The organism is Aquimarina megaterium XH134, assembly GCF_000520975.1.
Lineage (GTDB): Bacteria > Bacteroidota > Bacteroidia > Flavobacteriales > Flavobacteriaceae > Aquimarina > Aquimarina megaterium.
In genome coordinates this window covers 1-12659 of the sequence record NZ_JACB01000052.1, presented here as the reverse complement: position 1 = coordinate 12659, position 12659 = coordinate 1, and the positions used below count along the sequence as shown (strand labels likewise).

Below are 12659 nucleotides of genomic sequence, written 5' to 3'. Positions count from 1 at the left end.
TGTGTTTTATTAAGCCAGATTTTTACAGTATTATATTTTCATAATAATAAACTCACTTCTTCTGTTTTCCTGATGCTCTTCTTCTGTGCAATCAACTCCATCAGCACATTTATTAATCAATCTTCTTTCTCCATATGCTTTGCCAGGTATGCGTCGCCAATCGATATTGCCTTTTCGTACGATATATCTTATTGTGGCTCTCATTCTTTTTACACTTAACTTTTTGTTGTACCAATGACTGGATCTGCTATCGGTATGTGAGCGAACTTCAATTTTTAATTTGGGATACTTGTTCATCGCCGAAATTATTTTTTGAAGCTCGACTTCGGCTTTTGGGCTAATTTCATAATCATCCAGTCCAAAATAAATAGGTTCTAGTTGTAAAATTTTTCCTAGATCATCACCAACAGTAACCTCTATTGTAGTAGATAATACTTTTTGCGCTCCTGTTTTTTCTAATGCAAAAGGAATATCATGAATAAATTCAAAAACATCTGTAGTTTCTAGTGTAGCCTCTTTTGGGATATATTCATTTAATGTTGCTTGTATCACATACGATTCATCACAAGGCACTTGGATTTTGTATTTCCCTTTTAAATCAGAAACAGCTTGATGCAATGTGTTTCCATCTTTATCCAACACTATAATGTCTGTTCTTATAAGTGGCTCACCAGTTGCACTATCTGTAATTGTGCCTTCTATATATTGCATACAAGAAGTGATCAATTCTTCGATTTGCTTAAAACTGTAGATGTCATCATTACCTTTGCCCCCTTTTCTGTTACTGGCAAAATACCCTATTTTGGTATCTTCATTTAATACAAAGGTAAAGTCGTCTTTAGAGCTATTTACAGGTTTGCCAATATTAAAAGCATCAGAAAAACCAGATTCATTAGGTACAGAAACAAAAATATCTAATCCGCCTAGACCTACATGACCATCACTAGAAAAGTATAACCTTCCGCTATCACTTATATAAGGAAAAGTCTCTCTGCCTTCTGTGTTTATTTTGTTTCCTAAGTTTTTTGGTTCGCCATATTTTCCATCTCCTAGTACATCTACCACAAACAAATCAGACTGTCCGAAAGTACCCGGCATATCACTGGCAAAATAGAGTTTAGTTCCATCAGCACTTAATGAAGGATGAGATACAGAATAATCATCACTAGAAAAAGGTAATTCTACGATATCAGTCCATATCCCGTCTTTTAGAGTGGCTTTATATAATTTTAGGAGTACAACCCCCTTTTTACTGGTTCCTAATTTGTTGTTGGTGTAGTTGTTTCTTGAAAAATATACAGTTTCTCCGTCCTTACTAAAACTGGTAGATGACTCATGGAATTTTGTATTTATTTTTCCTTTAAGTTTAACAGGATCTTCTAGAGTAATCTGATCTTCTTTGATATTTGAAGAAAAGATATCTAAAAAAGGCATTTTATTCCATTTATGAAGTTTTGAGTCATTAATGCTTTTACTTCTTGATGAAGCAAAGACAATTTGATTTTTGTTATTGAAACTAGGCGCGTATTCAGAGTTTTTTGAATTAATACTCAAAGGAAATATGTCATATTTACCCGATTGCATTTCGATAAAATCTAAGTAATTTCTTTTTTCTATAAAAGATTTGGCTCGTTTGTCATTTCCTGTAATAGCATAGAATTGATCCATAATCCTATCGGCTTCCTTATAGCGTTCAACACTTTTTAAGCTTTGTGCATATCTAAATAAATATTCGGGATTTAGATCCTCTGGATAGGTTTGAATAAGCTTTTCATACCACCCTACAGAATCTTCAAGATCTCCTGTGAAATAGAACGAATCTCCTAGTTTAGAGTATAGATTTTGAGAAGAATATCCGCGTTGAGCCACATCCATGTAGATTGCTCTGGCATCTATATATGCAAATGCCGTAAAACTTTGATCTGCTTTAGTTATACGTTTATCCTGATCTTGAGAAAAAAGCTGCGATGATGTTATGAAAATGAGTATGCAGAAAGAAATGAGATTTCTTCTTATAAAGATTGAAGTAAAAAATAAGGTGTGATTTTTCAAACGATCCCAGAATTTAATGTTAAAAACTTGTTTTCACGGGGTATTTGAAAACATACTGGAACTAAATTTAAGAAAAATTCAATTAAAAATTCAATTCAACTTCTTTATTTTAATAACTTCTTTTTGTAGGAAAATGTTAATAAAACAGGTATGTATGTAATAATTCTATGATCTGTTGTTTTCTTGCTTAATATTCATCTACCTTTGCATTAAAATCAATTATATGGCTCATAAAGCTGGCTTTGTAAATATTATAGGTAACCCTAATGTAGGTAAATCTACATTAATGAATGCCTTTATAGGTGAGAAGTTATCTATTATTACTTCTAAAGCACAAACCACAAGACATCGTATTTTGGGAATTGTAAACGGTGATGATTTTCAGGCGATTCTGTCAGATACTCCCGGGATTATAAAACCTGCTTATGAGCTTCAGGAATCTATGATGGATTTTGTTAAATCTGCTTTTGAAGATGCAGATGTATTGATATATATGGTAGAGATTGGTGAAAAAGACCTGAAAGATGAAGCTTTTTTTAATAAAATAACAAATGCGAAAATCCCTATTCTTCTACTTATAAATAAAATAGACCAATCCAATCAGGAAAAATTAGAAGAACAGGTTCAGTTTTGGAGTCAAAAAGTACCTAATGCAGAAATATACCCTGTATCTGCTTTAGAAAATTTTAATGTAAAAGAAGTTTTTGGTAGAATAGTCGAATTGTTACCAGATTCACCACCTTTTTATCCAAAAGATCAGTTAACAGATAAACCAGAGCGCTTTTTTGTAAATGAAGCCATTCGCGAAAAAATATTAGTGCATTATAAAAAAGAAATTCCTTATTCTGTAGAGGTAGAGACAGAGGAGTTTGTAGAGGACGATACTATTATTAGAATTCGTTCGGTGATTATGGTAGAACGTGATTCTCAAAAAGGAATCATTATAGGTCATAAAGGATCTGCTCTAAAAAGAGTAGGTACAGAAGCACGTAAAGAACTGGAAAAGTTTTTCGGAAAAAAGATACATATAGAACTGTATGTAAAAATTAATAAAAATTGGCGTAGTAATGAACGTCAATTAAAACGATTTGGATATAATAATTGATTTCGTTTTTAAGCATAATCTTACAAATTTCTTAATAGATATTTATACAATTGATTTGTGTTTTTTTGGTTAAGTTTTGAGTAATTCCATATTCTAAATAATAATATTTATTATTTGTCGTTCTTGGTAAGTTTCGATAGTGATTGAAATTAATATATTCAACATTCTTGAAATCAAAAACTTAACCAAAAACGCCCTTAAATAATGAATAAAACTACACTTTCCACGTATTTCGTCAAGCAAAATAAAGACATAAGGTATTTAGCTGATTAACAGTTTTTACAAATGTTTTTTTCACTTTTATTTTAGTTGTAAACCTAACCTGTTCTTATAGAGGTCATTACTAGGGTTTTATAAGAGCAATAACCAAACTCAAAAATTATTACAATGTTTAGTATTAACAAAAAAAATGTGGCTAAAGCTACAAAACCATTTAATCTATTAAACCTTGCGTCACTTTCTGTTTTCTTAGTTTTGACCAGTTTTACCCGATTAAATAATGAAAAAATAGTTGCACTCCAAGAATGTAAAAACCCATTAAAAGAAGCTTTAGGTTATAATGTATTTGTAAGAGGAGAAGCTCATCTTGGAGGTGGGGATACAGAGGGTCCTGTTGCTGTCGGAGGAGATTTGACAATGAACGGAATCATTACTCTTGCGTCTCATGTAGCTGGAGAGAATTATTTTAATGGAGATAGTCAGGCTTCTTCATTGGTTATTAATGGAAAAATTATATATGATTCTGGCCAGGGAATTCATCTTAATCAGGGATTTGTGAAAGTAGGTAACCTTAGCAATTCTAATGTTTTTGATAAAGATTTTAATAATGCTTCTGTGAATACTAGATTAACTTCGGGGGGGTATAATGGGTTGCCTAGAGTTCAAGTACAAAGGAAACAACCAGAGAATAGCGTAGGACATAAGGATTTAATTGATTTTGAAACAGCTTTTGCTGGATTCAAATCCACATCTCTTCACCTAAGTACTCTTGATGCTAATTTAACCATAGACCAGTATAACAAAATTGTACTAGTTCAAAACAAAATAAATGTTTTAAATCTTAAAGGGAGTGAGCTTATTAATTTACCTTATTTAACATTTGAGAATGAACCAAATGTTGATACACCAGTTATTATTAATGTAGATGTATCAGGAGATTTTGAGTGGAATGTGTTTAATATAAATAATATAGGAGATCATCATGGGAAGTTTATTCTTTGGAATTTCTTTAACTCTTCAAAAATAACTCTTATTGGAGGAGGTACACTTGTAGGGACCTTATTCGCTCCAGAATCAAATGTAGTTAAAAACTCTTCAGGTAATATTAATGGACAAGTTATAGCAGCAAACTATTATCATAACGAAGGTGAATTACATCATCATGTTTTTGAGCCGTGTATAGATAACCCTGATACAGATTGTAAATTAAGGGTTGATGTAGGTGATGATGTCGAAATTTGTGATAATGAAAATATAACACTTAACGCTTTAGTTTCTGGTGAATCTACATGTGATATTGCCTATTTATGGTCTACTGGAGAAACTACTTCTTCAATTGTCGTTAATAAAGAAGGGGTATATACTGTAATTGTAAAAGATTGTGAAAATTGTGAAGATTCAAATGCAGTTGAAGTAAGAGCAAGAAAATCATTATTTGTTACTGTCGGAGAAGATCAAGAAATTTGCGCAGGGCAGGAAATTAATCTTGTTGCAGAAGTAAAAGGAGATTGTGCTACTTCAGGTTTGACGTATTTATGGTCAACAGGAGAAACTACAAAAAACATTATTGTTTCTCCAGAAAAAAATACGAACTATAAAGTAATAGTAAATGGTTGCGATACATGTAAAGAAATAACAGACAAAGTACTTGTTTCTGTTTCTTCTGGTATTACAATTGATCTAGGAGAAGATCAAATGGTATGTTTAGGAGAATCGGTTACTCTTACCTCTCCAATTGAGGCAGATACTTATCTGTGGTCAACAGGAGAAACATCCAGATCTATTACGGTACATCCGATACAGCCTACTAGTTATGCACTAGAGGTTACTATAGATGGATGTGTTGGTAAGGATGATGTAGAACTTATTGCTTATTCGTGCGAAGGAAGTTTTATTCCAAAAAGTAAAATGATAAATGTGTACCCAACATTTTTAAAGTCAACGGATAATTTATTTTTGAATATAAAATCTGAAGACACACAAGAGATCAAGATTTCATTATATAATGTTTCAGGATATATGGTGGAATCAGAAATTGTTAGAAAAATATTTAAAGGAGATAATGCAATTGATATAGACCTTGATCGGTTTGTAAAATTATCTTCAGGGATCTATATGCTTAAAATAGTAGGAAACTATGGAGTTATGGCGGTGAAAAGAATAGTTATAGATTAGTTTTTTTAATACATATTTGTTTAAAGCCTGTTGATATGCTTTTCAACAGGCTTTAATGTTTACCGATATTTTAAAAATTTATTATTAATGATATTTGTGTAGCTCATTTATTAATGTCGATAATTTATCCTTAGCATAACGTTAAGGATATATGTGTTGTTAACATTTGAATTTTTAATCACACAAAACGAGATCAATAATGAAAATTTTTAACAAAACTATTCTTATTTCCGCAGTTGTATTAGGGCTTTTTAGCGCATGTGACCCTGATGATTACCATGGAGGTGGAAACACAGGTAAATTAACATTTAAAAAAATTGGAGGCTTTGTCAATGGAACAGGTGATGAAGGGTTTGCAGAGATTTCTGCTTTTGACCCTCAAACAGGTAAGCTTTTTGTTGTAAATCCAAAAGAATCAGAACTTTCGGTTTGGGATATATCTGATCCAGGCGTACCAGTACAAGGAGTAGATATAGCTTTGGTCGGTATACCTAATAGCGTAGCCGTAAACAACGGGATGGTGGCTGTGGCTTTAGAAAATGCAGCAAATAAACAAGCTAATGGAACTATTGCGATTTATAATTCGGATTCGCAAGAACTGTTACATACTTATCCGGCAGGTGCGCTACCAGATATGGTAACTTTTAGCCCTAACGGGAAATATATTGTAGCAGCAAATGAAGGAGAACCTAATGATTTGTATACAGATGATCCAGAAGGATCAATAACGATTATAGAAGTTGAAACAGGACAAGTCTCGAATGTAAATTTTACAGCTTTTAATGGCCAGGCTATTGGTAATGACTTTCGGGTTTTTGGACCAGGAGCATCTCTGGCACAAGACGTAGAGCCAGAGTATGTAGCTATTTCACATGATTCGAAGACAGCATATGTTACGCTACAGGAAAATAATGGATTGGCAATTGTTAATCTAGAAACCAAGACAATTACGGATATCATCGGACTGGGAGTAAAAAATTATGGGTTACCTAATAATCAAATAGATGCTAGTGATAAAGATGATATTGTAGGGAATTTTCAAAATTGGCCGGTCTTAGGGTTTTATCACCCAGATGCTATTGTATACACTAAGATTAGAGGAGGGCGATATTTAATAACGGCAAACGAAGGAGATGCTAGAGATTATGATGGATTTTCTGAAGAAGAAAGAGTAAAAGATCTAACTCTTGACCCTGTCGTTTTTTCTGATGCAGCTACCTTACAATTAGATGAGAATTTGGGAAGACTTAAAATTACTACCGCAAATGGAGATATTGATGGTGATGGAGATTATGACAGGATTTATGCTTATGGCGCGAGATCATTTACAATATGGTCTACATCTGGAGCAGTTATTTATGACAGCGGAGACCAAATAGGAAAAACAATTTTTGATTTGGATCCAAGTGCTTTTAATAGTAATGAAGGAAGTGCAGCCGATAAAAGATCTGATGATAAAGGAGCAGAGCCAGAAGCTGTAGCAACTATTAAGGTGGGTAACAAGACACTACTTTTTGTAGGATTAGAGAGAACAGGAGGAGTATTGGTGTATGATGTATCCAATCCGTCTAGCCCAAAGTTTTTAGAATGGTTAAGAGATGAGACAGATATTTCTCCAGAAGGATTGATTGCAGTCGAAGCAAAAGATAGTCCAACAGAAAACGACCTGATTATAGTAACTAATGAAGTATCTAATACAGTTGCTATTTATGAGATACAAAAAAAGAATTAAATCAATATAAAAAGAGAATCCTTGTCATAATGCTGGCAAGCGGCTAAACAACCCTGTTTTTTCACTAATAACAATAAAAACTTTGTTGTTTTACAGTAACCAACTTGACTATAATACGTGGTATATTTGACTAAGTAATTATTTCACTGACTGACTATCAATTATGAAAAGTTCCATCGGCCTGAAACATTGGCCTTTGGGCTTTTTATTTTTACTTTCTTATGTATTGTTAATCAAATCAAAACATTTATAGTATTGCTAAAATAAAAAGTCTAATTTTGCACAAAATTTAGAAAAGATATCAATGAGTGGTATAGTGGCAATTGTAGGAAGACCTAATGTTGGAAAGTCAACGTTCTTTAACCGGTTAATTCAAAGAAGAGAGGCTATTGTAGATGCTGTTAGCGGGGTAACCCGTGATAGACATTATGGAAAGAGTGATTGGAATGGAGTAGAGTTCTCGTTGATTGATACCGGAGGTTATGTTGTGGGGAGTGATGATGTTTTTGAAACCGAAATCGATAAGCAAGTAGAACTGGCTATCGATGAAGCTGATGCTATTATTTTTATGGTTGATGTAGAGTCAGGAATAACAGGAATGGATCAGGATGTCGCTAATCTACTTCGCAGAGTGGATAAACCTGTTTTTTTGGTTGTAAATAAGGTGGATAATGGACAGAGAGCAACAAATGCAGTAGAGTTTTATAATTTGGGCCTTGGCGAATATTATACTATTGCCAGTATTAATGGAAGTGGTACAGGAGAACTTTTGGACGAATTGGTAAAAGTACTGCCCGAAAAAGATGAAGACGAATCTAGTGAGTTACCTCGATTTGCAGTTGTAGGAAGGCCTAATGCTGGTAAGTCTTCTTTTATTAATGCGTTAATAGGAGAAGATCGATATATTGTAACAGATATTGCTGGGACTACACGAGACGCAATCGATACCAAGTACAATCGTTTTGGGTTCGAGTTTAATCTGGTAGATACTGCAGGGATACGACGTAAATCTAAGGTAAAAGAAGACCTGGAGTTTTATTCTGTTATGCGATCTGTTCGAGCAATAGAGCATAGTGATGTTTGTTTAATAGTTTTGGATGCGACCAGAGGTTTTGATGGGCAAGTACAAAATATTTTTTGGTTAGCCGAGCGTAATCGCAAAGGGATTGTAATCCTGGTTAACAAATGGGATCTTGTAGAAAATAAGGAAAGTAATACCTTAAAAGATTTTGAAAAATATATACGTAGAGAAATAGAACCATTTACAGATGTTCCTGTCATATTTATTTCGGCTTTAACAAAGCAACGTATATTTAAAGCTATAGAAACGGCAGTAGAGGTATATAAAAACAGGTCTAAAAAGATCAAAACCAGCGAGCTTAACGATGTTTTATTACCGATAATTGAACATAATCCACCGCCTGCCTATAAAGGTAAATATGTAAAAATAAAATACATCACACAGTTACCGACACCGCAACCGCAATTTGCATTTTTCTGTAATTTACCACAATACATAAGGGATCCATACAAACGATTTCTCGAAAACCAACTTCGTAAAGAGTTTGATTTTCATGGTGTGCCAGTTTCGGTGTATTTGAGAAAGAAGTAGAAGTATACTAAATCATGTTAGATTAGTATTAGAAAGTTTGCAAAGGTTTCATTATCTATAACCCTTTTTGAAAAGTTACAATCTTTCGCAGGATAGTTACGATAAAGCATATGGAGTATTTATTTTATCACTCTTACCGGTACTAGCGACATACTATGCCTGAGTGGGGATTTTTATAAAACCCTAAATTTCAGAAAAAAATCTAAAAAAAAATTACAGTCCTATCTATTTACAAGAACCCGTAAACATTGGGATAGCACTTTCATTTGTATAATTGTGATTCTAGAATTGCTCCTTTTGCAAATAAGATGATAGCTTCCTAAAAGCATGTACGGTTTTCTTTCTTTTTAGAGTGTTTGGTAACTCCAATTTTATGGTGGTTTTAATGAACTTTAATTTCGATACTGGTGCATAGAGTCTTTTGTGTTCAAAAAAGCGGTTCATTTTATAAGTTTGCATAATGACACTTAAATGAACTCTAAATATCCCCTTTTTGTATTTCTTCTTAAAACTTCATGTAAAAAAGCATTTTACAAAAAGTACTTAAAAAATTGAAGAAAAAAAGTAGTCTTTAAAATTTATTTTGTTAACTTAGAAAAGCAAAAAAATAAATTACCCCATATCCAAAAATCTCTTTGGATATGGGGTAATTTATTTACTCTATGGTCGATAAATATTTAGAGGCTTGGATTGTCAGTAAATGTTTAAAGTCTGAAACGTTTTCCTACAAAATTCTCTGAGAACTTACTCTGGAAAAATTTGCGAAAGAATTTATATAATATAAAAATATACCCTTTATTTCATTGTTATCACAAATTAAAACTTTTAAATCATGAGAAAAAGTATTTTTTTATTTTTGGTCTTTATTTCTATTGCATCCTATTCGTTGTATGCTCAATCAAGTCAGATTGTTGCAACTGCATATAAACAAGTTTTTTGGATAGATGGTAAATGGGGTGAATGGCCAAGTTATTGGACAAGCTACAAGTCAGAGGGAAGGTCAAATCCAATAATTCGAATTACAACAATTAACGAAGGCAGTTCTGGCGATATTTATAGATTACAGATGTTTATTGAAGGAACAGTAAAGGCTGATTTTTATGTTGCTTATGACCCTAAGATATCTACTAAAAAGAGAAGAGATTGGAATGATAAATATATAAATTGTTACAAAGATGTTAATGGTGACTACGTCTATACTCAAAATGTTTCCCTGCAATCATTAGCAAAAAACTCCTCTGCTTGGGCAAATAATGAGAACGCTAAACTTTATCTATGGGTTTTTTCTCAAGATATGGCAGTTATCTTAAGATGAATCAACCGACATAGCTAATTTTATCATATCGATTGAGGGCTAAGGAAAATTTGACAGATTTTGTCTTAATCATATGCAAAAAACAAAAGTTCTTGAATACAATTATTGTGGTTATGTTACTCTTTCTATTGATAGCATTTTTTGACAGTTGCCCTAAGCAAGCTGGTTATAGATACTCCTATAAATATTACAAAGAAAACAGATTAAAGACGAAATATGAAAATCATCATTAGGGCTTTTTAAAAATAAATAAAGTTCAATAAAACGATAATTTTTCCTTCATTATTTTGGTTTCATAAAAGGTGAATTAACGATACTCTAAAAAAGATGGAGAATCTTACTAACTATTGTATTTCTGTCACAGTGGCAGGAAAGTCTCATAAAACGACCGTTTTATGGAACTACTATATTTCTTACATCTGGTAATAGTCATATGTGTAGTGTAATATGATAAATATACAATTGTTATCCACAAGCTTAAAAAATGAAAGTCTACTTCCAGTAAAAAAGGGAAAAGCCCCCTGAAAAAAAGGGGAAATTCCTATTGCTAAGTAGTGTTTAATAGCATAAATTTAGAACAAAATTAGAACAGTCTAATGCTTTCGGTTTATGATTTTAAGTTTTATAAGAACTGTAAACGAGGTCAAAATTGTATAAGTTTCAAATATAATGATAGGGCTAGTGCCCTATACATAGGAAGAAATACTCTATACATAATTATTCTAAAACCTAAATGAAATGGCATCATCACTTATTCCAGTCTGGCAAGTATTTCAAGGTGACTTAGGAGGAACCTACTACGTTCGACAAATCGATCGAAGTGATGGTAGTTCAGAACTCTGGTGGTATGGGGAATCCCCTGGTGGGGAATTTGCCAATGTTTTCAAAGGCACTCTGGAACATAGGCGAGCTGGTGCTGTTAATGACATTTGGAATGGTGAGTTTCAAGATCTCCCTAAAGGTCGAGCTTGTTCGAGAGGAGAACTAACCGTTGAGACAATGTCAACACCTACTGGCGTAGTTCTCTTACTTTCAGGAAGTTCGTTCGGAACTTCTAGACTTACCCAGACCACAAGCTTTATACCATTACCACCTATACCGATCACCCCTTTTTATCAGGGAAATGGAGACACAAACATTACGGGTGTATGGCGAGGTGACGATAATGGGACATATTACATCAATCAGGATCCTGTCACAAATCGGGTGGTCTGGTTTGGTGAGCATCCTCAGGCCGAGGCCGTAACAGAACCTGGCGCTGTACCAGAACGATGGTCGAATATATTTATATCAGAAGATTCGAATAATGCCGGTAGATTCCATGGTCCTTGGGTCGATGTCCCTAAAGCCGCACTACGAAATCAAGGTCACCTAAATCTCTTAGTAACGGGAACTGGAGGACCATCATCCATAAGAAGGATTTCCATCGAACAAACAGGCGGATTTGGCGGGACAGAATTGGTTTTCCAACCAGTGTCTACTGACACCGATAGTGCTACAGTTCAAATTACTTGGACTAGCTTTGAGCTTGTCTCGCGAAATGAGACTGCTAGACGTCTCGGAAGAGGCGATGAGCCATTTTTCGATATTGTCTTTACGAAATTTGATGGTAGTACCGTAAGACTTGAACCCCCTATTCAGGTTGAAGTGATGAGTTCTGGAAGTCGTTCTAGTAGATTAGGTAAGAATATGCAGCCGGGGGATATTATCGCTGACCCACCCCAATTGGAGGCAAGTGAAGAGCTTGATGTATTGCCAGTTGAGGGTGGAACGGAAGACACCCCACTTATTGGTGTTAGTGTTACTGGCTGGGAGGAGGACAATAAACGGACCAGCGGTTATGAGCCTTGGGCAGGAAGCGTTACTAGGGGTCTCATGCGTCAGATATCGAATGGCGATGCTATTGATCTTCAACGTGCATCGGCACTTAGGTCGATCACATATAGGTGGGGCAATCAAGACGATTGGATTGGAGTTCAGGTTTTTACGCTTTCAATGAGGGAAATTCGGGACATCAGAAATTCGGGAGGAACACGAGACTTTCCGCTAACCTTTATAAGGGAAGGTGCTCATTATATACTCACAGCTCAGGTCAACGTGAATCCAGTTTTAGATGGAGATTGCACAGTTCGACGACAGTAGCATAAATAAGTCAATATTAATAAATGCTGATATCCTAATCAGGATATCGGTTTTTTTCTTTTGCTTGAAAGTTCAAATAAACGTTTACACTTATTTGAACACCTATTCATATGACCGGTTTTCAGAACCATACGCTGATTAACCAATTAAGAAGTTTTAGATAATGAAAACTCATTTTAATTTTGCACTCTCCACTTTTGATTATCAAATTTTTCCAAAGCACTTATTTAAATTAATAGGCTCTACAAGGATAATCAGGAAAGTATACAGAGCAAGGTTTTGAAGTAGGGTTTTGTGTGCTTTTGTT

Annotated in this window: 7 protein-coding genes; 6 read left to right on the top strand and 1 reads right to left on the bottom strand. The window is 34.0% G+C overall.

The genetic code is table 11. The features are described 5' to 3' along the window. Nucleotides 1-30: 30 nt before the first annotated feature. On the bottom strand, nt 31-2052 hold the full coding sequence (locus Z053_RS0123320; RefSeq protein WP_025667379.1) for an OmpA family protein: 2022 nt from the start codon (nt 2050-2052) through the stop codon (nt 31-33). A 223-nt stretch (nt 2053-2275) separates the two neighbouring features. Between Z053_RS0123320 and era the strand changes: the two genes are divergently transcribed. The 6 genes from era (at nt 2276) to Z053_RS0123290 (ending at nt 12352) form a co-directional block, all read left to right on the top strand. Further along, nucleotides 2276-3157, top strand: coding sequence for a GTPase Era (gene era / locus Z053_RS0123315; RefSeq protein WP_025667378.1), 882 nt, complete (start codon nt 2276-2278; stop codon nt 3155-3157). 387 nt (nt 3158-3544) lie between these two features. Further along, the gene (locus tag Z053_RS0123310) at nt 3545-5551 is read left to right on the top strand and encodes a collagen-binding domain-containing protein (protein WP_025667377.1); all 2007 of its coding nucleotides are present in this window, start codon (nt 3545-3547) and stop codon (nt 5549-5551) included. A 199-nt stretch (nt 5552-5750) separates the two neighbouring features. Then, entirely contained in the window at nt 5751-7283 is a 1533-nt protein-coding gene (locus tag Z053_RS0123305) for a choice-of-anchor I family protein (protein WP_025667376.1), read from the top strand. A gap of 304 nt (nt 7284-7587) precedes the next feature. After that, the gene (gene der, locus Z053_RS0123300; protein WP_025667375.1) at nt 7588-8895 is read left to right on the top strand and encodes a ribosome biogenesis GTPase Der; all 1308 of its coding nucleotides are present in this window, start codon (nt 7588-7590) and stop codon (nt 8893-8895) included. A gap of 832 nt (nt 8896-9727) precedes the next feature. Continuing rightward, the gene (locus tag Z053_RS0123295) at nt 9728-10210 is read left to right on the top strand and encodes a hypothetical protein (protein ID WP_025667374.1); all 483 of its coding nucleotides are present in this window, start codon (nt 9728-9730) and stop codon (nt 10208-10210) included. Between the two features lie 738 nt (nt 10211-10948). Then, nucleotides 10949-12352: a hypothetical protein gene (locus tag Z053_RS0123290; RefSeq protein ID WP_025667373.1), complete on the top strand. Its 1404-nt coding sequence runs from the start codon at nt 10949-10951 to the stop codon at nt 12350-12352. The last annotated feature ends 307 nt before the right edge of the window (nt 12353-12659 follow it).